The following is a 24431-nucleotide window of genomic DNA, read 5'->3' on the forward strand; positions in this document are numbered from 1 at the left end:
GAGCAGTCCTGACGGACGGGGAAGGGCGGCCGGAGCGAACTGCTCCGGCCGCCCTCTTCGTGTTCCGGCCGCCCTCTTCGTGCTCGGGCCGCTCTCCTCCTGCGCCGTTCGACGGGTCCGGCGCGGCGCGGTGCCACCGATCGACTCGGTGGCACCGCGTTCCGGCACGTCCGCGGGCCCTCCGAGCGGGACCGCTCAGTCCAGGTCGCTGTTGCCCAGCTCCTCCCGGACCAGGTTGAGCAGTTCCTCGTCGTCCGCGGCGTCGAGGAGGTCCGCGATGGTGTCCTCCTCCGCCGAGGCACCGGCGGACCAGCGGGCCAGGAAGGCCTGGAGCCGCACGGTGACCCTGGAGCGGGAGAGCTCGTCCAGCGGGTTGACGGTCATCGCCGCCTCCAGCCCGTCGAGCATCCCGAGCAGCGGCTCGACGTCCGCGACCGACTCGGCGCCGCCCGGGAGCGCGCCGTGCAGGTGGCCTGCCAGCGCGACCGGGGTCGGGTGGTCGAAGACGATCGTCGCCGGGAGCGCGACGCCGCACTCCCGCGCCAGCCGGTTGCGGAACTCGACGGCCGTGAGCGAGTCGAAGCCGAGGTCGCGGAACGGCCTGGTCTCGTCGATCTGTTCGGCCGCGGAGTAGCGGAGCACCTCGACCAGCACGTCCCGGACCAGCTCCAGCAGGACGGCCGTCCGCTCCTTGGCGTCCAGCCCGGCCAGCCGGGCGCGCAGCGCCCCGCCGTCCGCCCCGCCGTCCGCCGCCGGAGTCCCGGCCGAAGCCGCGGCCCCGGCCGGGGACAGGCCGTCGGCCGCCTCGGGCAGGTCGCCCAGCAGCGGGCTCGGCCGGCCCGAGGTGAAGGCGGGTGCGAACCGGGTCCAGTCCACGTCGGCGACGGTCAGCGCGCTCACGCCGCCGTCCACGGCCGCCGCCAGGGCGGTGAGCGCGAACTGCGGTTCGAGCGGCGTCAGTCCGCGGCGGCGCAGGTACTCCTCCGCCCCGTCGGCCGCCATCCCGGCGCCCGCCCACGGGCCCCACGCGACCGACGTCCCGACGAGACCGCGGTCCCGCCGGTTCCGGGCCAGGGCGTCCAGGTAGGCGTTGCCCGCCGCGTAGAGGGCCTGCCCGCCGCTGCCCCAGGTGGCGGCGATGGAGGAGAAGACCAGGAACAGCTCCAGGTCCGCCTCCGCGGTGAGCTCGTCCAGGTGGGCGGCGCCGTCGACCTTGCCTCCGGTGATCCTCGCGATGTCCTCGACGCCGGTCTGCGCCAGCATCGCCGACTGGGCGACACCGGCCGCGTGCACGACACCGATCAGCGGGCGGTCGGCCGGGACCGCGGCCAGCGTCGCCGCCAGCGCCTCCCGGTCGGCGGCGTCGCACGCGGCCACCGTCACCCGGGCGCCGGCCGCCGTCAGTTCGGCGGTCAGCTCCTCGGCGCCCGGGGTCCGGGAGCCGCGGCGGCCGGTGAGGACCAGGTCGGTGACGCCCCGGCCGACCAGCCAGCGGGCGACGACCGCGCCCAGCGCGCCGGTACCGCCGGTGACCAGCACCGTGCCGGGCCGCGACGGCCGCCAGGGCTCCGCCGGGGCCACTCCCGCATCGGTGCGGACCAGGCGGCGGGCGAGCACCCGCTCACCGCGCAGGGCGAGCTGGTCCTCCCCGGTCGCCCCGTCGAGCACCGCCGCGAGCGCCGCGAGGGTGCCGGCGTCCGGCTCGGCGGGCAGGTCGACCAGCCCGCCCCAGCTCCGCGGGTGCTCCAGCGCCGCGGCCTGGCCGAAGCCCCACAGCTGCGCCTGCTCGGGGCGGGTGACCCGGTCCGCCGCGTCCACGGCCACCGCGCCCCGGGTGACCATCCACAGCGGCGCCTCCAGCTCCGCGTCGCCGAGGGCGTGCAGCAGCACGAGACCGCGGTCCAGCCCGGTGGGCAGGTAGGCGATCCCGCGGGCCTTCTCGGCCAGCTCGCGCAGCCGCTCCGCCAGTTGCTCCCGGTCGAGGTCGCCGACGGCGAGTCGGACCGGGGCGGTGTCGGCGGGCAGTCGCGTGAGCAGGGTGTCCGCGAACGCGCCGTCGTCCTCGGTGTCGGTGACCAGCAGCCAGCCGCCGTCGAGCCGCGCCGGCGGGACCTCGACCGGCTTCCAGTCGATCCGGTAGAGGCAGTCGTCCAGGACCGCGGCGGCACCGTCGGCCCGGCCGGCCGCCGCGAGCGGCAACCGCGGCCAGTACCGGTCCCGCTGGAAGGCGTACGTCGGCAGGTCCACCCGGCGGCCCTCCGGCAGCACGGCCGACCAGTCGACCTCGGCGCCCGCCGTCCAGAGCCGGGCGAGTGCCTCCAGGGCGGTGTCCCGCTCCTCGCGGCCCTTGCGCAGCAGCGGAGCGAAGGTGCCCGCCGCGACCGACTGCTGTGCCAGCCCGCAGAGCACGCCGTCGGGGCCGAGCTCCAAGTACCGGGTGACGCCCTGCTCCGCCAGGCGGGTGACGCCCTCGGCGAAGCGGACGGCCTCGCGGACCTGGCGGACCCAGTAGTCCGGTGTGGTGAGCAGCCCGGGTTCGGCGAGCATCCCGGTCAGGTTGGAGACGATCGGAATGCTCGGCTCGGCGAAGGTCAACCCGGCCAGCACCGAGGCGAATTCGGCGAGCATCGGCTCCATCAGGGCCGAGTGGAAGGCGTGCGAGACGGTCAGCCGGCGGATCCGGCGGCCCTCGGCCTTCCACCCGGCGGCGAACTCCTCCACCGCCTCGACCGAGCCGGAGACCACCACCGAGGTCGGGCCGTTGACGGCCGCCACGTCCAGCCGGTCGCCGATCGCCTCGCGGACCTCGGCCTCGGCGGCCTCGACCGCCAGCATCGCCCCGCCGCTCGGCAGCGCCTGCATCAGCCGGCCCCGTGCCGCCACCAGCGCACAGGCGTCCGCCAGCGAGAACACGCCCGCCGCATGGGCGGCGGCGATCTCACCGATCGAGTGCCCGAGCAGGAAGTCGGGCGTCACGCCCCAGGATTCGAGCAACCGGAAGGACGCCACCTCGACCGCGAACAGCCCGGCCTGCGCCCACACCGTACGGTCCGGATCCTCCGCCCCCTCGAACACCACCTCCTTCACCGGCCGGTCCAGCAGCAGGTCCAGCTCCCCGCAGACCGCGTCGAAGGCGTCCGCGAAGGCGGGGAAGGCCTCGTACAGCTCCCGGCCCATCCCGACGCGCTGCGCGCCCTGACCGGTGAACAGGAACGCCGTCCGCCCCTCGGCCATGACGCCCGACACCAGAGCACCGGACGGTCGGCCCGCGGCCAGGGCCGCCAGCGGGGCGTCCCGGTCGGCGCCGAGCACCACCGCGCGGTGTTCCAGCCCGGCGCGGGAGAGCAGCGACCGGGCCACGTCCTGCGGCCGCAGCTCGGCCCGCCGCGCCGCGAAGGAGCGCAGTCGTCCGGCCTGGGCGGCGAGCGCCGCGGCCGAGCGCCCGGACAGCAGCCAGGGCAGCGCGCCCGACTCGGCGGCGGAAGCAGCCTCCACCGCGTCAGGCTCGACAACGGCCGTGGCCTCCACCGCGTCCGGCTCGACGGCTGCCTCCAGGATGACGTGGGCGTTGGTGCCGCTGATCCCGAAGGAGGACACACCGGCGCGGGCCGGCCGGTCCACGGCGGGCCACGCCCGGCGCTCCGTCACCAGCTCCACCGCGCCCGCCGACCAGTCCACCTGCGGGGTCGGCTCGCCGACGTGCAGGGTCGGCGGCACGATGCCGTGCCGCAGGGCGAGCACCATCTTGATCACCCCGGCGACGCCGGCGGCGGCCTGGGTGTGGCCGAGGTTGGACTTCACCGAGCCCAGCAGCAGGGGCTCAGCGGTGCGCTCCCGGCCGTAGGTGGCCAGCAGCGCCTGCGCCTCGATCGGGTCGCCGAGCCGGGTGCCGGTGCCGTGCGCCTCGACCACGTCCACGTCGGCGGCCGACAGCCCGGCGTCCGCCAGCGCCTGGCGGATCACCCGCTCCTGCGACGGGCCGTTGGGGGCGGTGAGGCCGTTGGACGCGCCGTCCTGGTTGACCGCGCTGCCCCGCACCACCGCGAGCACCCGGTGGCCGTTGCGCCGCGCGTCGGACAGCCGCTCCAGCAGCAGCACGCCCACGCCCTCGCCCCAGCCCGTACCGTCCGCCTCCGCCGAGAAGGCCTTGCAGCGGCCGTCCGCCGCGAGGCCGCCCTGGCGGTCGAACTCCGCGAACACCACCGGGGTCGACATCACCGAGACGCCGCCCGCGAAGGCCAGTTCGCACTCACCGCGGCGCAGCGCCTGGGCCGCGAGGTGCAGGGCGACCAGCGAGGAGGAGCAGGCGGTGTCCACGGTCATCGCCGGGCCCTCCAGCCCGAACGCGTAGGAGATCCGGCCGGAGAGCACGGAGGCGGCGTTGCCGGTGGCCACGTGGCCGTCCACGTCCTCCTCCGAGGCGGCGAGCACCAGCGGGTAGTCCTGGCCGTTGGTGCCCGCGAAGACGCCGACCGGCCGGCCGCGCATCGCCCTCGGGTCCACTCCGGCGGACTCGAAGGCCTCCCAGGAGGCCTCCAGCAGCAGGCGCTGCTGCGGGTCCATCGCCAGCGCCTCGCGCGGCGAGATCCCGAACAGGCCCGCGTCGAACTCGGCCACGCCCTCCAGGAATCCACCCCGGGCGGCCGCGTCCACGCCGGTCCAGCCGGCCTCCCAGCCGCGGTCGGCCGGGATGCCGGTCATCGCGTCGACGCCGTCGGACAGCAGCTCCCAGAGCGCGTCCGGGGAGCCGGCGCCGCCCGGGAAGCGGCAGGCCATGCCGACGATCACGATCGGCTCGTCCTCGGCCCGGGTGCGGTCCGCGACCTCGGCGGCCACGGCCGGTTCGGCCGCGCCGAACAGCTGCTCGCCGAGGTGGCGCGCCAGCGCGGCCGGGGTCGGACGGTCGAAGACCAGGGTGGCCGGCAGCGCCAGCCCCGTCCGGGCGCTCGCCAGGTTCCGGAACTCCACCGCCGTCACCGAGTCGAATCCGAGGTCGCGGAACGCCTGCTCGGCGCCGACCGCGTCCGGCGAGCCGTGGCCGAGCACCGCCGCGGTCCAGGACCGCACGGCGTCCAGCAGCAGCCCGGAGCGCCTGTTCCCGGGTGCCGCCGCCAGCCCGGCCCGGAACTCCTCGGCCGGTCCGGCGCCGCGGGTGCCGGCCGTGGCCGAGGCGGCCTCCGGCAGGTCGGCCAGCAGGGCGCTGGGCCGCAGCCCGCCCGCACCGGCCGCGAACAGCGACCAGTCGACGTCGGCGACCACCAGGGCGGCCCCGTCGTGACCGATCGCCCGGGCGAGTGCCGTCACGGCGAGCGCCGGGTCCATCGGCGGCAGGCCGCCGCGCCGCAGCCGCTGCACCAGGGCCGGGTCGGCCGCCATGCCCTCGTTCGCCCACGGGCCCCACGCGACCGAGACGCCCGGCAGGCCGCGCTCGCGCCGCCCCTCCATCCAGGCGTCCACGAAGGCGTTGGCGGCGGCGTAGTTGCCCTGGCCGGCGCTGCCGACGGCGCCCGCCAGCGAGGAGAAGGCGACGAAGAACTCCGGCTCGTGGCCCCGCGTCAGCTCGTCCAGGACGACCAGGCCGGCCGCCTTCGCGGCCAGCACCGTCCTCAGGCGCTCCGGCGTGAGCGCGTCCAGCGCCCCGTCGTCCAGTACGCCGGCGGCGTGCACCACGCCGATCAGCGGGCGGTCCGCCGGCACCGCGGCGAGCACCGCGGCCAGTGCGGTCCGGTCGGTCGCGTCGCAGGCGGCGACCACGGCCTCGGTGCCGCGCGCCGCGAGCTCCGCGACCAGGTCCGCCGTGCCCGGCGCGGCCGCCCCGCGACGGCCGGTCAGCACCACCCGGGCGACGCCGTGGTCGGCGAGCCAGCGGGCGACCTCGGCGCCCAGTGCGCCGGTCCCGCCGGTGACCAGGACGGTCCCCCCGGCGGTCGGCGACCAGGCCGGCGCGCCCGCGCCGGCCGTCGCCCGGACCAGTCGGCGGCCGTACGTGCCGGAGCCGCGCACGGCCACCTGGTCCTCGCCGCCACCGGCCAGCACGGCGGCCAGCCGGGTGCCGGCCCGGGCGTCCGGCGTGGACGGCAGGTCGATCAGACCGCCCCAGCGGTCCGGGGACTCCAGCGCCGCGACCCGGCCGAGGCCCCACACCTGCGCCTGTCCGGCGTCGGCGGCCCGGTCCGAGCGGCCGACGGAGACCGCGTGCGCGGTCAGCGCCCAGAACGGGGCGGTGACGCCCGCGTCGCCGAGCGCCTGGAACAGGGCCAGGGTCAGTTCCAGGCCCGGCGAGACCGCCGAGTCCGGGTCCGGTTCACCGGCGAGCGCGGCCAGCGACACCACACCGGCGAACGTGCCCGGGCCCGCCTCGGCGAGCTGCGCGGCCAGGGCCGCCCGGTCGGTGCCGACGGGCTCGAAGCGGACCACCTCGGCGCCCGCCGAGCGGATCGCCGCCGCCACGGCCTCGGTCAGCGGGTGCTCGGCGGCCGCCCGCGGGACGGCCAGCAGCCACCGGCCGGTCAGCGCCGGGGCGCCGGCCGGGGTGCCGAGCGGCCGCCACATCACCCGGTAGCGCCAGGAGTCCACCACCGAGTCGACCTTGCGCCGCTGCCGCCACGAGGAGAGCACCGGCAGGGCCGCGCCGAGCAGTTCGGCGGGGTCCGGGGTGTCGAGGAGGTCGGCCAGATCGCCGAAGTCCTCGCGCTCCACCGCGTCCCAGAACCTGGCCTCCACCACGTCGCCGACGGGCTCGGTGGCACCGGCCTGCGGCCAGAACCGCTGCCGCTGGAAGGCGTACGTCGGCAGCTCCACCCGTCGGCCCTCGGGCAGCACCGCGGACCAGTCGGCCTCGGCGCCGTCCGCCCACAGCCGGGCCAAGGCCCGCAGCGCGGTCCGGGAGTCCTCCCGGCCGCGGCGCAGCAGCGGCGCGAACACGCCGTCCGCCACGCTCTGCTGCGCCAGCCCGCTCAGCACGCCGTCGGGGCCGAGCTCGGCGAAGCGGGTGACGCCCTCGCGGTGCAGGGTCTCGACGCCGTCGGCGAAGCGGACGGCCTCGCGGACCTGGCGGACCCAGTAGTCGGGGGTGGTGAGCAGGCCGGGCCCGGCGATCCCGCCGGTCAGGTTGGAGACGATCGGGATGCGCGGCTCGGCGAAGGTCAACCCGCCGAGCACGGCGGCGAATTCGGCGAGCATCGGCTCCATCAGCGCCGAGTGGAAGGCGTGCGAGACCGTCAGCCGGCTGGTCTTGCTCCCCTCGGCCTTCCAGCGGGCCGCGAACTCCTCGACCACCTCGGTCGAACCCGAAACCACCACGGAGGTCGGGCCGTTGACGGCCGCCACGTCCAGGCGGCCGCCGATCGCGTCGCGGACCTCGGCCTCGGTGGCCCGGACCGCCAGCATCGCGCCGCCGCTCGGCAGCGCGTCCATCAGCCGGCCACGTGCCGCCACCAGGGCGCACGCGTCCGCCAGCGAGAACACGCCCGCCGCGTGGGCGGCCGCGATCTCGCCGATCGAGTGGCCGAGCAGGAAGTCGGGGGTCACGCCCCAGGATTCGAGCAGCCGGAACGAGGCCACCTCGACCGCGAACAGGCCGGCCTGCGCCCACACCGTCCGGTCGATGCCGATGCCCTCGAACACCGCGTCGGTGAGCGGCCGGTCGAGCCGGAGGTCCAGCTCCGCGCGGACCGCGTCGAAGGCCTCCGCGAACACCGGGAAGGCCTCGTACAGCCCCCGCCCCATGGCGGCGTACTGGGATCCCTGGCCGGTGAAGAGGAAGGCGGTCCGACGGTCGGCGACCGCACCGCGGACCACCGCCGCGTCGGGTGCGTCGTCCGCCAACGCGCCCAGACCGCGCAGGAGTTCGGCGTGGTCCGCGCCGACGATCACGGCCCGGTGGTCGAGCGCCGCCCGGGTGCCGGCCAGCGACCAGGCGACGTCCCGGACGTCCGCGCCGGGCTCGGCGAACGCCCGCAGGCGCCGCGCCTGGTCCCGCAGGCCCTCGGCGGTCTTCGCCGAGACGGCCCAGACGGGCAGCACCGGTGTCGCCTTCGGCTCCTCCACCGGGGCCGACGGCGCACTCTCCAGGATGACGTGGGCGTTGGTGCCGCTGATGCCGAAGGAGGACACCGCCGCGCGGCGCGGCCGGTCCAGCTCGGGCCAGGGGCGCGCCTCGGTGAGCAGTTCCACCGCGCCGGCCGACCAGTCCACCTTCGGGCTGGGCCGCTGCGCGTGCAGGGTTGCCGGGAGCAGGCCGTGGCGCATCGCCTGCACCATCTTGATCACGCCCGCGACGCCCGCCGCGGCCTGGGTGTGGCCGATGTTGGACTTGATCGAGCCGAGCCAGAGCGGCTCGCCGGCGCGGTCCCGGCCGTAGGTCGCCAGCAGCGCCTGCGCCTCGATCGGGTCGCCCAGCACGGTGCCCGTGCCGTGCGCCTCGACGGCGTCCACCTCGGCGGCCGACAGCCCGGCACTCGCCAGCGCCTGCCGGATCACCCGCTGCTGAGCCGGACCGTTCGGAGCGGTCAGGCCGTTGGAGGCGCCGTCCTGGTTGACCGCGCTGCCGCGCAGCATGGCCAGGACCCGGTGCCCGTGGCGGCGGGCGGTGGAGAGGCGCTCGACCACCAGGACGCCGACGCCCTCGCCCCAGCCCGTACCGTCCGCCTCCGCGGCGAAGGACCTGCAGCGGCCGTCCGAGGACAGCCCGCCCTGGCGGTCGAACTCGGCGAAGGCGGCCGGGGACACCATCACCGTCACACCGCCGACCAGCGCCGTCTCGCAGTCGCCCTCGCGCAGCGCCTGCGCCGCCCAGTGCAGGGCCACCAGCGAGGAGGAGCAGGCCGTGTCCACGGTGACGGCCGGGCCCTCCAGCCCGAAGACGTACGACACCCGGCCGGAGATCACGCTGTTCGCCGAGCCGGCCAGGACGTGGCTCTTCGCCTCCTCCAGGCCGCCGACCGCGTTGTAGCCGGAGTTGGAGGCTCCGACGAAGACGCCGATCTGCTCGCCCCGCACCGAACGCGGGTCGATCCCGGCGTCCTCGAAGGCCTCCCAGGACGCCTCCAGCAGGATCCGCTGCTGCGGGTCCATCGCCAGCGCCTCGCGCGGCGAGATCCCGAACAGGGCCGCGTCGAACTCCGTCACACCTTCCACGAAGCCGCCGCGCGCCGCCTCGGCCGCGATGCCCTCGACCGACCAGGCGCGGTCCACCGGGAAGCCGGTGACCCCGTCCGCCCCGGCGGCCACCAGGTCCCACAGCCCGGCGGCCGACCGCACCCCGCCCGGGTAGCGGGCGCTCATGCCCACGATCACCACCGGGTCGTCCGAGACGGCCACCGCCGCACCGGTCTCCTCCGCGGCCGCCACCGTCACCGGTACCGACTCCAGCAGTTCCCCGGCCAGATGGGCCGCCAGCACCGCCGGCGTCGGGTAGTCGAAGGCCAGCGTCGCCGGAAGGGCGAGCCCGGTCTCCTTCACCAGCAGGTTCCGCAGGGCCACCGCCGTCAACGAGTCGAAGCCGAGGTCCCGGAACGCCTGCCCGGCGTCCACCGCCTCCACCGACGTGTGGCCCAGCGCCGCCGCCGCGGACGACCGGACCAGGTCCAGCAGCATCCGCTCCCGGCGCCCGGCCGCGGCCGCCGCCAAGGTGTCCAGGAAGGCCGAGGCCCCCTCGACCGCCGCCACCGGCGCCGACCCGCGGCCGGCCTCCGGCAGCTCCGCCAGCAACCGGCTGGTGCGGACGGCGGTGAAGGCCGGCGCGAACCGCTGCCAGTCCACGTCCGCGACCGTCACACAGCCCTCGTCCCCGTCCACCGCGCGGGCCAGCGCCAGCACCGCGAGCCGCGGGTCCATCACCGCCAGACCACGGCGGCGCAGCTGCTCGGCGGCCTCGCCCTGGGCGGCCATGCCCTCGCCGGCCCACGGCCCCCAGGCCACCGACGTGCCCCGCAGACCGTGCGCACGGCGCCGCAGCACCAGCGCGTCCAGGTGGGCGTTGGCCGCCGCGTAGACGCCCTGACCACCACTGCCCCAGGTCGCCGCGACCGAGGAGAAGACCACGAACAGATCGAGGTCCAGACCGGCGGTCAGCTCGTCGAGCAGTTCGGCGCCGGCGGCCTTGCCGTCGAGCACCCGGGCGATCTCCGCCTCGTCGGTGTCCGCCAGCGGCGCGGCGCCCTGGCCCACCCCGGCCGCGTGCACCACGCCGGTCGGCCTGTGCTCGGCGAGCAGCGCGGCCAGCGCCTCCCGGTCGGTCGTCGCGCAGGCGGCCACCACGACCTCGGCGCCCGCCTCGGTCAGCTCGGCGGCCAACGCGGCGGCGCCCGGCGCGTCCGCGCCCCGGCGGCTGGTCAGCACCAGCTTCGGCACCCCCCGGCCGACCAGCCAGCGGGCCGTCTCCGCGCCCAGCGCGCCGGTGCCGCCGGTGATCAGGACCGGACCGGACGGCGTCCACGGCGCGGCGGGTGCGGCACCGGAGGCGGCGCGCGCCAGGCGGCAGCCGTACGCCCCGGCGCCGCGCACGGCCACCTGGTCCTCGCCGGTGCCGCCGCCGAGGACGGCGACGGCACGCTCGGCCGACTGCGGGTCGAGGACGGCCGGGAGGTCGATCAGACCGCCCCAGCGCTGCGGGTGTTCGAGCGCCGCGACCCGTCCCAGGCCCCAGAGCTGGGCCTGGACGGGATCCCGCAGCGGGTCGGAGCGGCCGATCGACACGGCACCGCTGGTGACCAGCCAGAGCGGGGCGTCGACGCCCGCCTCGCCCAGCGCCCGCAGCAGCGCGACCGCACCGGACACCGGGGCGTCCGAGGGAAGCAGCGCCACGACGCCGGCGATTCCGGCCGCCCCGGCCGGGACGGCGTCGAGGGCGAACGGGAGCACCTCGGCGCCGGCCTCCCCCAGCGCGGCGGCCAGCGCGGCCCCGGGCTCGGAGCCCTCCGGCGCGGCCAGCAGCCACGTCCCGGAGAGGCCGGTCCCGACGAGCCCGGCGAGCGGCTTCCAGGTCGCCCGGTAGCGCCACGAGTCGATCACCGCGTCCTGACGGCGCGACCGCCGCCAGGCGGTGAGCACCGGCAGGACGGAGTCCAGACCCTCGGGCGCCCGGTCGGCGTCCAGGGTGGAGGCGAGGCCCGCCAGGTCCTCGTTCTCGACCGCCGCCCAGAACCGGGCCTCCGCCGGGTCGGCCGCGACGCTCGTCGGCTCGGCCGCCTCCGGCCAGTAGCGCTCGCGCTGGAAGGCGTAGGTCGGCAGCGGCACGCGCCGGGAGGCGGGCAGCAGCGCGGACCAGTCGATCGCGGCGCCCGCCGTCCACAGCGCGGACAGCGCGGTCAGGACGGTCTCGCGGCCGTCCCGGTCCTTGCGCAGCAGCGGCACGCCGACCACGTCCGGGGCGCTCTGCGCGGCGAGTGCGGTCAGCACACCGTCCGGACCGAGCTCGACGAGACGGGTGACGCCCTCGCGGTGCAGGGTCTCGACGCCGTCGGCGAAGCGGACGGCCTCCCGAACCTGCCGCACCCAGTACTCGGGGGTGGCGAGCAGGCCCGGCTCGGCGATCCCGCCGGTCAGGTTCGACACGATCGGGAACTGCGGCTCGGCGAAGGTCAACCCGCCGAGGACGGCGGCGAATTCGGCGAGCATCGGCTCCATCAGGGCCGAGTGGAAGGCGTGCGAGACCGCCAGCCGGCTGGTCTTGCGACCCTCGGCCTTCCAGCGCGCGGCGTACTCCTCGATCGTTTCGACCGGTCCGGAAACCACCACGGAGGTCGGGCCGTTGACGGCCGCGACATCCAGCCGGTCGCCGATCGCGTCGCGGACCTCGGCCTCGGCGGCCTGGACGGCGAGCATCGCCCCGCCGCTCGGCAGCGCGTCCATCAGCCGACCGCGCGCCGCCACCAGAGCGCACGCGTCCGCCAGCGAGAGGACGCCCGCCACATGGGCGGCCGCCACCTCGCCGATCGAGTGGCCGAGCAGCACGTCCGGGACCACGCCCCAGGACTCCAGCAGCCGGAAGGAGGCCACCTCGACCGCGAACAGCCCGGCCTGCGCCCACACCGTCCGGTCCAGGTCCTCGACGCCGTCGAGGACGACCTCGCGCACCGACCGCCCGAGCTTCCCGTCCAGCTTCGCGCAGACCGCGTCGAAGGCCGCCGCGAAGGCGGGGAAGGCCTCGTACAGCTCCCGGCCCATGCCGACCCGCTGCGCGCCCTGACCGGTGAACAGGAACGCCGTCCGCCCCTCGGTCGCGATCCCGGCGACGACCCCGCCCGAGGGGCGGCCGTCCGCCAGCGCGAGCAGGCCGTCCAGCAGCGCGGCCCGGTCGTCGCCGAGCACCACCGCACGGTGGGCCAGTCCGGTCCGCCCGGTGGCCAGCGACCACGCCACGTCCTGCGCACGGGCCCCTGACTCCGGCGCCCCGGACTCCAACTCCCCGGCCAGCCGGGCCGCCTGGGCCTTCAGGGCCCCGGCGCTCTGCGCCGACACCACCCACGGCGTCGGCCCGGTCGCGTCTCCGACCGACGCCGGCTCCTCGGCCGGCGCCTGCTCCAGCACCACATGGGCGTTGGTGCCGCTGATCCCGAAGGACGACACACCCGCCCGGCGCGGACGGTCCGCCTCCGGCCACGGCCGGGCCTCGGTCAGCAGCTCGACCGCACCCTCCGACCAGTCCACCTCGGAGGTCCGCTGCTCGGCGTGCAGGGTGGCCGGGAGCGTCCCGTGCCGCATCGCCTGCACCATCTTGATCACCCCGGCCACACCGGCCGCCGCCTGGGTGTGCCCGATGTTCGACTTGATCGAGCCCAGCCAGAGCGGCTCGTCGCCGCGGCCCCGGCCGTAGGTGGCCAGCAGCGCCTGCGCCTCGATCGGGTCCCCGAGCCGGGTCCCCGTCCCGTGCGCCTCCACCGCGTCCACCTCGGCCGCCTCCAGGCGGGCGTCGGCCAGCGCCTGGCGGATCACCCGCTCCTGCGCGGGCCCGTTCGGCGCGGTGAGGCCGTTGGACGCACCGTCCTGGTTGACGGCGCTGCCGCGCACCACCGCGAGCACCTGGTGCCCGTTGCGACGGGCGTCCGACAGCCGCTCGACCAGCAGCAGGCCGACCCCTTCGGACATACCGGTGCCGTCGGCGTCGGCCGAGAAGGCCTTGCAGCGACCGTCCGAGGCCAGGCCGCCCTGCCGGTCGAACTCCGTGATCACGCCGGGCGTGGCGAGGGTGGTCACGCCACCCGCCAGCGCCAGGTCGCACTCGCCGCCGCGCAGCGCCCGCACCGCGAGGTGCAGCGCCACCAGCGAGGAGGAGCAGGCGGTGTCGACCGTCATGGCCGGGCCCTCCAGCCCGAACACGTAGGCCAGTCGGCCGGAGGCGATGCTGGTCGCGCTGCCGGTCATCAGGTGGCCGAGCGCGCTGTCCGGGATCTGCATGCCGAGGCCGTAGTGGGACGCCGCCGCGCCGACGAAGACGCCGGTGGAGCGGTTGCCGAGGTCGGCGGTCACGATGCCGGCGTCCTCGAAGGCCTCCCAGGCGGTCTCCAGCAGCAGGCGCTGCTGCGGGTCCATCGCCAGCGCCTCGCGCGGCGAGATCCCGAACAGGCCCGCGTCGAACTCGGTGGCGCCGTCCACGAATCCGCCCCGGGCGGCCTGTCCGTGCGCCACGTCGAGGGGCCAGCCGCGGTCGGTCGGGAAGGCGGCGGTGCCGTCCTCGCCGGCGGCCACCAGCCGCCACAGGTCGGCCGGGGAGGCGACGCCGCCGGGCAGGCGGCAGGCCATGCCGACGATCGCGATCGGCTCGCCGGGGTCGGCCGTCGGCGCCGGCGTGGCGACGGCGGGGGCCGGTGCGCTCTCGCCCAGCAGCCTGGCGGCCAGGTGGTCGGCGAGCGCGGTCGGGTTCGGGTGGTCGAACACCGTGGTGGCGGGCAGCCGCAGGCCGGTCGCGGTGTTGAGCCGGTTGCGCAGTTCGACCGCGGTCAGCGAGTCGAAGCCGAGGTCGCGGAAGGCCTGCCGGGCGCCGATCGCTTCGGCGTCCGCGTAGCCGAGCACGGTGCCGGCGTTGCCGCGGACCAGGTCGAGCAGGATCTGCCGGCGCCGGCTCGCGGAGGCGTTGCGCAGCTGTCCGGCCAGGGTGCCGGTGTCGCCGGCCTCGCGCTCGGCGGCGCGGCGCACCGCGGGCCGGATCAGGCCGCGCAGCAGGGCCGGGACCTCGCCGCCGCCGGTGCGGTCCAGGGCGACCGGCACCAGGTGCGGGGCGGGCAGGGCGGTGGCCGCGTCGAAGAGGGCGAGGCCCTGTCCGCTGTCCAGGGCGGTGCCGAGCTTGTCGGTCCGCGCGTCGGCGCCCGGGTTCAGGTGCCGGGTCATCTCGCTGGCCTCCTGCCACAGGCCCCAGGCCAGTGACTGGGCGGGCAGCCCGAGGGCGCGCCGGTGGGAGGCGAGGGCGTCCAGGAAGGCGTTGGCCGCCGCGTAGTTGGCCTGGCCGCCGGTGCCGAAGGTGGCGGAGGCGGAGGAGTACAGCACGAACAGGGCGAGGTCGCGGTCGGCGGTCAGCTCGTGCAGGTTGACGGCGGCGTCGACCTTGGGCCGCAGGACGGCCTCGACCCGCTCGGGGGTCATCGCGTCGAACACGCCGTCGTCCAGGGTACCGGCCGCGTGGATCACGCCGGTGAGCGGGTGCTCGGCGGGGATCGCGGCGAGCACCGCGGCCAGCGCCTCGCGGTCGGCGGCGTCGCAGGCCGCGAGGGTCGTCTCGGCGCCCAGGTCCCGCAGCTCGTCGGCGAGTTCGGCAGCTCCCGGGCCGTCGGCACCGCGCCGGCTGAGCAGCAGCAGGTGCCGCACGCCGTGCTCGGCGACCAGGTGGCGGGCCAGCAGCCCGCCCAGGGTGCCGGTGCCGCCGGTGATCAGCACGGTGCCCTCGGGGTCGAGCGGCACCGGGACGGTGACCACGTTCTTGCCGACGTGCTTGGCCTGGCTGATGTGCCGGAACACGGCGGGCGCCTCACGGACGTCCCACGCGGTGATCGGCAGCAACCGCAGCGCACCGGACTCGAACAGTCCGATGATCTCCGCGGTGATCTCCCGGACCCGCTCCGGGCCCTCCTCCGCGGGGTTGAACGCCCGGTAGCGCACGCCGTGGTCGGCGGCGACCTGCTCGGCGTCGCGCGGGTCGGCCTTGCCCATGTCGGCGAAGCGCCCGCCCTCGGCGAGCAGCCGCAGTGAGGCGTCCGTGAACTCGCCGGCCAGCGAGTTCAGCACCACGTCCACGCCGCGTCCGCCGGTGGCGGTACGGAACGACTCCTCGAAGGCGAGGTCGCGGGAGGAGGCGATGTGGGCGTCGTCCAGACCGGCGGCGCGCAGCGCGTCCCACTTGCCGGGGTTGGCGGTGCCGTACACCTCCAGGCCCAGGTGCCGGGCCAGTTGGACGGCGGCCATGCCGACGCCACCGGCCGCCGCGTGCACCAGCACCGACTCGCCGGGCCGGGCGGCGGCCACGTCCACCAGACCGTAGTAGGCGGTCAGGAAGGCGACGGGCACCGAGGCGGCCTCGGCGAAGGTCCAGCCGGCCGGGATCCGGGCCAGCAGCCGCCGGTCGGTGACCGCCCGGTCGGCGAGGCCGCCGCCGTCGAAGTGGCCGAACACCCGGTCGCCGACGGCCAGATCGGTGACGTCCGCGCCGACCTCGGTCACCACACCGGCGGCCTCGGCGCCCATCACGGCCCGGTCGGGGTACATGCCGAGCGCGAGCAGCACGTCGCGGAAGTTCACGCCGGCCGCGCGGACGGCGACCCGCACCTGGTCGGCGCCCAGCGGGGCGTCGGCCTCGGCGGCGGGCACCAGGGCGAGGGCCTCCAGGGTGCCCTCCTCGGTGACGTCCAGGCGCCAGGCGCCGGGCCCGTCGGGGGCGGTGAGGCCGTGGGCGGCGCTCTGCCGGACGAGCCTGGGGGCGCGGGCCCCGCCCTCGCGCAGGGCGAGCTGCGGTTCGTCCTGGACGGTGGCCCAGGCCTGCCAGTCGGCGTCCTGGCCGGCCGGGTCGCGGTCCAGCAGCAGCACGCGGCCGGGGTGCTCCGACTGGGCGGAGCGCAGCAGGCCCCACACGGCCGCGCCGACCAGGTCGGTCACCGGCTGCCCGGGGGCGGCCGGGACGGCGCCGCGGGTGACGACCACCAGCCGGGTGTCGGCGAAGCGGTCGGCGGCGAGGAACTCCTGCACGGTGCGCAGGACTTCGGTGGTGGTCCGGCGGACGGCCAGGGCCGGCCCGCCGTCGGATGCGGCGGGCGGCAGGGTCAGCACGACCACCGGGGGCGTCGCGCCGTCCTCGACGGCGTCGATCCCCCGCCAGTGCGAGGTGTCGGGCCGGGCCGGGGCCGGCTGCGCCAGCGGGGTCCAGTCGACGGTGAACAGGGCGTCGTGGACGGCGCGTTCGCCGGCCCGCCGCAGCGTCGCGGCGGCGACCTCGCGCAGGGTCAGCGAGGCGATGTCGATCACCGGCGCGCCGGTGGGGTCGGCGGCGCGCAGGGCGACGCCGTCCGCGCGGACGGTCAACGCGACCCGGAGCACGGTGGCCCCGGTGGCCCGGAGGTGGACGCCGTCGAAGGAGAACGGCAGCCGGGTGCCGGCGGCGGGGTCGGCGGCGAGGCCGATGGCGTGCAGGGCGGCGTCCAGCAGTGCCGGGTGCATGCCGTAGCCGTCGGCCCGGACGTCCTGGGGCAGGGCGACCTCGGCGTAGACGGTGCTGCCGTCGCGCCAGGCGGCGCGCAGGCCCTGGAAGGCGGGGCCGTAGCCGTAGCCGGCCTCGGTGAGCGCCTGGTAGAAGCCCTCGACCTCGACCGGCCGGGCCCCGACGGGCGGCCAGACCGCGAGGTCGGGGCCGTCCTGCGGGGCGGTGGCGGCCGGGGCGAGGACGCCGGTGGCGTGGCGGACCAGCTCGGTGCCGGCGGCGTCCGGGCGGGAGAACACCTCGAAGGTCCGGCTGCCGGTCTCGTCGGCGGTGCCCACGCTCACCTGGACCGCGACGCCGCCCTGGGCGGGCAGCACCAGCGGCGCCTGGAGCACCAGTTCGGACAGCAGGGCGCAGTCGGCCCGCTCACCGGCGGTCAGCGCCATCTCCACGAAGGCGGTGCCCGGCACCAGCACGTCGCCGTGCACCGCGTGGTCGGCCAGCCAGTCCTGGCCGACCGCGCTCAGCCGTCCGGTCAGGACCAGGGCTCCGCCGGGCAGCGGGACGGCGGCGCCCAGCAGGGCGTGCTCGGTGACGACCTGGCCGACCGTACTCAGGTCGCCCGCGGCGACCACGGCCCGCGGCCAGTACCGCTCCCGCTGGAAGGCGTAGCTGGGCAGCTCGACCCGGCGGCCCGCGGGCACGACCGGGGTGAAGTCGACGGACGCGCCGGCGATCCAGGCCTCGGCCAGGGCGGTCAGCAGTTGCTCGGGGCCGCCCCGGTCGCGCCGCAGCGTGCCCAGCGCGGCCGCGTCGGCGCCGGCGGCGTCGGCGCTCTCCTGCACGCCGACGGTCAGCACCGGGTGGGGGCTGCACTCGACGAACACCGAGCGGCCGTCGGCGAGCAGGGCGCGGGTGGCCTGCTCGAACAGGACGGTGGAACGCAGGTTGTCGTACCAGTACCCGGCGTCCATCCGCGCGGTGTCAATGGGCTCACCGGTCAGCGTCGAGTAGAGCGGGACCCGGGAGGCGGTCGGGCTGATCCCGGCCAGCTCCGTCAGGACCCGTTCACGCACCCGCTCCACCTGGGCGGAGTGCGAGGCGTAGTCCACCGGGATCCGGCGGGCCCGCACCCCGTTCTCCTCGCAGAGCACCATCAGCGCGTCCAGCGCACCGGGCTCGCCCGAAACCACCGTCGAGGACGGGCCGTTGAACGCGGCCACCGAGATCCGGCCGTCGAAGCCGGCGATCAGCCCCACGGTGGTCTCCTGGCCGACCGCCAACGACACCATGCCGCCGTCACCGGCCAGTTCGATCAGCGCCCGGCTGCGCAGCGCGACCACCCGGGCACCGTCCTCGACGGACAGCGCACCCGCCACCACCGCGGCGGCGATCTCGCCCTGCGAGTGACCGATCACGGCCGAGGGCTCCACACCGTGCGCCCGCCAGACCTCGGCCAGCGACACCATCACGGCCCACAGCACCGGCTGGACCACGTCCACCCGGGACAGCAGCTCCTCGTCGTCCAGGGCCTCGGTGAGCGACCAGTCGGTGTACGGCGCCAGCGCCGCCTCGCACTCGGCCAGCCGGGACGCGAACACCGGTGCGGCGGCGGCCAGTTCACGCCCCATGCCGAGCCACTGCGAACCCTGGCCGGGGAAGACGAACACCACGTCGCCGGGAACCGCCCGGCCCTTCACGACGCCCTCGCCGTCGAGGGTGCCCAGGCCGTCCAGCAGGGCGGCCCGGTCGGCGCCCAGCACCACGGCGCGGTGCTCCAGGGCGGCCCGGGACAGCAGCGAGCGGGCCACCTCCGGCCCCGCGAGCTCGGGGCGCGCGGCCGCGAACTCCCGCAGCCGCTCGGCCTGCTCGGTGAGCGCGGCCGGGGTGCGGCCCGACAGCAGCCAGGGCTGCGGGCCCTCGGCGGCCTCGGGCTCGACGGTCCCGACGACCGGCACGGACTCCAGGATGACGTGGGCGTTGGTGCCGCTGATCCCGAAGGAGGACACCGCCGCCCGGCGCGGCCGGTCGAGCTCCGGCCACGGCCGGGCCTCGGTGAGCAGTTCCACCGCCCCGGCCGACCAGTCCACGTGCGGGGACGGCCGGTCCACGTGCAGGGTCGCGGGCAGCAGGCCGTTGCGCAGCGCCTGCACCATCTTGATCACGCCCGCCACGCCGGCGGCGGCCTGGGCGTGGCCGATGTTGGTCTTCACCGAGCCGAGCCAGAGCGGCTCACCGGCGCGCTCCTGGCCGTAGGTCGCGAGCAGTGCCTGCGCCTCGATCGGGTCGCCGAGCCGGGTGCCGGTGCCGTGCGCCTCGACGGCGTCCACCTCGGCGGCGGTCAGTCCGGCGTTGGCCAGGGCCTGCCGGATCACCCGCTGCTGGGCGGGCCCGTTGGGCGCGGCGAGGCCGTTGGAGGCGCCGTCCTGGTTGATGGCGCTGCCGCGGATCACCGCGAGCACCTGGTGGCCGTTGCGGCGCGCCGCGGACAGCCGCTCCAGCACCAGGATGCCGACGCCCTCGGCCCAGGAGGTGCCGTCGGCGGCGGCCGCGAAGGCCTTGCACCGGCCGTCGGCCGCCAGGCCGTTCTGCTTGTCGAACTCGGCGAACACCCCCGGGGAGACCATCACGGCGACACCGCCGGCGAGCGCCAGCTCGCACTCGCCGCGGCGCAGCGACTGGGCGGCCAGGTGCAGGGCGACCAGCGAGGAGGAGCAGGCCGTGTCCACGGTGACCGCGGGGCCCTCCAGGCCGAAGGTGTACGCGATCCGGCCGGACAGCACGCTGCTGACGGTTCCGGTGAGCAGGTGGCCCTCGACGTTGGCGGGCATCTCCATGCCGAGGCCGTAGCCGGAGGCGGAGGCGCCGATCACCACGCCGGTGGACGAGTGGCCGAGGGAGTACGGGTCGATGCCGGCGTTCTCGAACGCCTCCCAGGCCGTCTCCAGCACCAGGCGCTGCTGCGGGTCCATCGCGAGGGCCTCGCGCGGCGAGATGCCGAACATGCCGGCGTCGAAGTCGGTGGCGTTCTCGACGAAGCCGCCGCGCCGGACGTAGCCGCCGCCCTCGGGCCAGCCGCGGTCGGTGGGGAAGCCGGTGACGCCGTCCCGGCCCTCGGTGACCATCGCCCACAGCTGCTCGGCCGAGCGGACGCCGCCCGGGTAGCGGCAGCTCATGCCGACGATCGCGATCGGCTCGTCGTCCGCCGCGGCCGCCACCGGGCGCGTCGGCCGGGCCTCGTCGGGGGTGCCGAACAGCTCGCCGAGCAGGAACTCGGTCAGCGCGGCCGGCGTCGGGTGGTCGAAGACCAGCGTCGCCGCCAGCTTCAGGCCGGTCTCCGCGCCGAGCCGGTTGCGCAGCTCCACGGCGGTCAGCGAGTCGAAGCCCAGGTCGCGGAAGGCGCGTCGCGGCGCCACCGCCTCGGTCGACGGGCGTCCCAGCACCAGCGCGGTGCGGTCCCGGACCACCTCCAGCAGCAGCCGGGACCGCTCGCCCTCGGGCGCGGCGGCGAGCGAGTCCCGCAACTCCGAGGAGGGGGCGGACGATCCGGTGTCCCCGGCCGCGTCGGCCCGGTCGGCCAGGCCGCTCAGCAGCGGGCTGGGCCGGCCGGAGACGAAGGCGGGCCCGAACCGCTCCCAGTCGACGTCCGCGACGGCCACGCAGCCCTCGTCCCGGTCGACGACCCCGGCCAGCGCCCGGATCGCCGCCGTACGGTCCAGCGCGGACAGGCCACGGCGGCGCAGGTAGTCCTCGAAGCCGGCGTCCGCGGCCATGCCGGCCTCGGCCCACGGGCCCCAGGCGACCGAGGTCCCGGCCAGGCCGCGGGCCCTCCGGGCCTCCACCAGCGCGTCCAGGAAGGCGTTCCCGGCCGCGTAGGCGCCCTGGCCGCCGCTGCCCCAGGTGGCGGCGATGGAGGAGAAGACCACGAACAGGTCGACGTCGCCGGCCAGTTCGTCCAGGAGCGCGGCCCCGGCGGCCTTGCCGCCGATCACCTCGGCGACGGCCTCGGCGTCGGTCTCCATCAACGGGCCCGGCGCGCCGACCCCGGCGGTGTGCACCACGCCGCTCAGCGGGTGCTCGGCCGGGATCCCGGCCAGCAGCCCGGACAGCGCCTCCCGGTCGGTCACGTCGCAGGCGGCGACGGTCACCCGGGTGCCCAGCGCGGTCAGTTCGGCCACCAGCTCGTCCGCTCCCGGCGCGGCCGGGCCGCGGCGGCTGGTCAGCAGCAGGTGCGGCACGCCCCGCCCGGCCAGCCAGCGCGCCACGTCCCCGCCGAGGGCACCCGTGCCGCCGGTGATCAGGACGGTGCCGTCGGTGCTCCACTCCGCCGCGGGGGCCCCGGGCAGCGGTGCCCGGACCACCCGGCGGCCGAGCACCCGCGCCCCGCGCAGGGCCAGCTGGTCCTCCCCGCCCGCACCCGCGAGCAGCGCCGCCAGCCGGCGGCCCTCCTCGGCGGTGACGGTCTCCGGCAGGTCGACCAACCCGCCCCAGCGGCCGGGGTGTTCGAGCGCCGCGACCCGGCCGAGGCCCCACAGCAGGGACTGCTCGGGGGCCGCCGACCGGTCCTCGTCCCCGGTCGACACCGCGCCCCGGGTCAGGCACCAGAGCGGAGCCTGCGAGCCCGCGTCCCCGAGTGCCTGGACCAGCAGCAGCAGGGCGCCGAGGTCGGCGGGCACCGGAAGGCCCGCGGCGGCCGAACCGGCCACGAACACCACGCCGGCGAAGTCCTCGGCGGCCAGCCGCCCGGCGAGGGCGGGCCGGTCCCCGGTCAGCGGCAGCCGGGTGACCCGCGCACCGGCGGCCAGCAGCGCGGCGGCCACGTCCTCGGCGGCCGCGGACTCGTCCGCGGTGGCGAGCAGCCAGGTGCCGTTCGGCCCTGCGGTGTCCGGCAGCGGCAGCGGCTGCCACTCCACCCGGTAGCGCCAGGAGTCGACCACGGCCTCCTGGCGGCGCGAGCGCCGCCACGCGGAGAGCGCCGGGACGACGCCGTCCAGCACCTCCGGGGTGTCCGACAGCCGCAGGGTGGCGGCCAGTTCCGGGACGTCGGCGCGCTCCACGGCCGCCCAGAAGCGGGCGTCCTCGGCCGAGCCGGGCGCGTCGAGCGGGACGTCGGGCCAGTAGCGTTCGCGCTGGAAGGCGTACGTCGGCAGGTCGAGGCGGCGCCCGGCCGACAGCACGGACCGCCAGTCGAGTTCGGCGCCGGTCGTCCACAGGGTGGCGAGCGCGGTCAGCGCGGTCTCGGACTCCACGCGGTCACGGCGCATCAGCGGGGCGACCACGCCCTCGGCGAGCTGCTGCCCGACCAGACCCGACAGCACGGCGTCCGGGCCCAGCTCCACGAACCGGGTCACGCCCTCGCGGTGCAGGGCCTCGACGCCGTCGGCGAAACGGACGGCCTCACGGACCTGACGCACCCAGTACTCGGGGGTGGCGAGCAGCCCCGGCTCGGCGATCCCGCCGGTCAGGTTCGACACGATCGGGACCTGCGGCTCGGCGAAGGTCAACTTCGCCAGAACGGCGGCGAATTCGGCGAGCATCGGCTCCATCAACGCCGAGTGGAAGGCGTGCGAGACCGTCAGCCGGCGGATCTTGCGGCCCTCGGCCGACCAACGCGCGGCGAACTCCTCCACCACCTCCGCCGATCCGGAAACCACCACGGAGGTCGGGCCGTTGACGGCCGCGACGTCCAGGCGGCCGCCGATCGCGTCACGGATCTCGGCCTCGGTGGCCTGCACGGCGAGCATCGCGCCGCCGCTCGGCAGCGCGTCCATCAGCCGGCCGCGCGCCGCCACCAGCGCACAGGCGTCGGCCAGCGAGAGGACGCCCGCCGCGTGGGCGGCGGCGATCTCACCGATCGAGTGGCCGAGCAGGAAGTCGGGGGTCACACCCCAGGATTCGAGCAACCGGAAGGACGCCACCTCGACCGCGAACAGCCCGGCCTGCGCCCACACCGTACGGTCCGGATCCTCGACGCCGTCGAGGACGACCTCACGCACCGACCGCCCGAGCCTCCCGTCCAGCTCCGCACAGACCGCGTCGAACGCCGACGCGAACACCGGGAACGCCTCGTAGAGGTCCCGGCCCATCCCGACCCGCTGCGCACCCTGCCCCGTGAACAGGAACGCCGTCCGGCCCTCCATCGCGACACCCGCGACCACGCCGCCCGTCGGACGCCCGTCCGCCAGCGCGCCGAGGCCGTCCAGCAGCCCCTCACCGCCACCGGTGCCCAGCACCACCGCGCGGTGGGCCAGCGCGGCCCGGGTCGTCGCCAGGGACCACGCCGCGTCGCCCGCGTCCACGTCCGGACCGAACCGCTCGGCCAGCCGCGCCGCCTGGCCCCGCAGCGCCTGCGCGCTCTGCGCCGACACCGGCCACGCCACCGGGCGGACGCCCTGCCCGGGCGCCTCCGGTTCCGTCCGCGGCTCGGCCTCGGCCGGGCTCTCCTCGATGAGCACATGGGCGTTGGTACCGCTGACGCCGAACGCGGAGACGCCGATCCGTCGGGTCCGCTCCGCCTGCGGCCAGGGCCGTGCCTCGGTCAGCAGCTCGACGCCGCCGCCCGTCCACTCGACGTGCGGGGTGGGCGCGTCCACGTGCAGAGTGGCCGGGAGCACGCCGTTGCGCAGCGCCAGCACGCTCTTGATCACGCCGACCGCGCCGGCGGCGGCCTGGGTGTGTCCGACGTTGGACTTCAGCGAGCCGAGCAGCAGCGGCCGGTCGGCCGTGCGGCCCCGGCCGTAGACGGCCTGCAGCGCCTCTGCCTCGATCGGGTCGCCGAGGCGGGTGCCGGTGCCGTGCGCCTCCACGGCGTCCACGTCGGCCGCCTCCAGCCGGGCGTTGGCCAGCGCCTGCCGGATCACCCGCTCCTGCGAGGGACCGTTCGGCGCCGTCAGACCGTTCGAGGCGCCGTCCTGGTTGACCGCGCTGCCCCGCACCACCGCCAGCACCTCGTGCCCGTTGCGGCGGGCGTCGGAGAGCCGTTCCAGCAGCAGGACGCCGACGCCCTCGGACCAGCCGGTGCCGTCCGCCGCCGCCGCGAAGGACTTGCAGCGGCCGTCGGCGGCCAGGCCGCCCTGCTTGCCGAACTCGGCGAAGGCGGCCGGGGTGCTGATCACCGCGACGCCGCCGACGAGGGCCAGGCCGCACTCTCCCTGGCGCAGCGACTGGACCGCCAGGTGCAGTGCCACCAGCGCGGAGGAGCACGCGGTGTCCACGGTGACGGCCGGGCCCTCCAGCCCGAACACGTACGAGAGCCGGCCGGAGAGCACCCCGCTCGCGGTGCCGGTCAGGTGGTATCCCGCGGTGTTCTCCGGGAGCCGGCCGGCTCCGTCGTAGCCGGACGGGGAGGCGCCGACGAAGACGCCGGTCGCCGTGCCGGCCACCGAGTGGGGATCGATGCCCGCCCGTTCGAAGGTCTCCCAGGCGACCTCCAGCAGCAGTCGCTGCTGCGGGTCCATCGCCAGCGCCTCGCGCGGGTTGATGCCGAACAGCTCGGCGTCGAACCCGGTCGCGTCGCCGAGGAAGCCGCCCCGGCGGGCGTAGTCGCGGCTGCCGGGGAAGGACTCCTCCCAGCCGCGGTCGGTCGGGAACCCGCCGATCGCGTCGGTGCCGTCCGCGACCAGCCGCCACAGGTCCTCCGGGCCGGTGACGCCGCCCGGCAGCCGGCAGCCCAGCGCGACGATCGCGATCGGCTCGCGGGCCGCCGCCTGGATCTCCCGGTTCTGCCTGCGCAGGCGCTCGACCTCCTTGAGGGAGGCCCGAAGTGCTTCGACCGCCTTGTCACCGCGGGTGTTCATCGATTTCTCCATGG

At 76.7% G+C, this 24431-nt stretch carries 1 protein-coding gene; it reads right to left on the minus strand.

Going from position 1 to position 24431, the window contains the following annotated elements:
- Positions 1 to 195 precede the first annotated feature (195 nt).
- Positions 196 to 24417 carry a type I polyketide synthase gene (locus ACFWJ4_RS15620; RefSeq protein ID WP_380543885.1) on the minus strand — a complete coding sequence of 8074 codons (24222 nt, stop codon included), beginning with the start codon at positions 24415 to 24417 and terminating at the stop codon, positions 196 to 198.
- Positions 24418 to 24431 lie beyond the last annotated feature (14 nt).

Source organism: Kitasatospora sp. NPDC127067 (assembly GCF_042724755.1).
Classification (GTDB): domain Bacteria; phylum Actinomycetota; class Actinomycetes; order Streptomycetales; family Streptomycetaceae; genus Kitasatospora; species Kitasatospora lactacystinica.

Bases quoted from the DNA above. Each gene is read 5' to 3' on its own strand.
- ACFWJ4_RS15620 (WP_380543885.1), bottom strand. From the start codon at position 24,417: ATGAACACCCGCGGTGACAAGGCGGTCGAAGCACTTCGGGCCTCCCTC.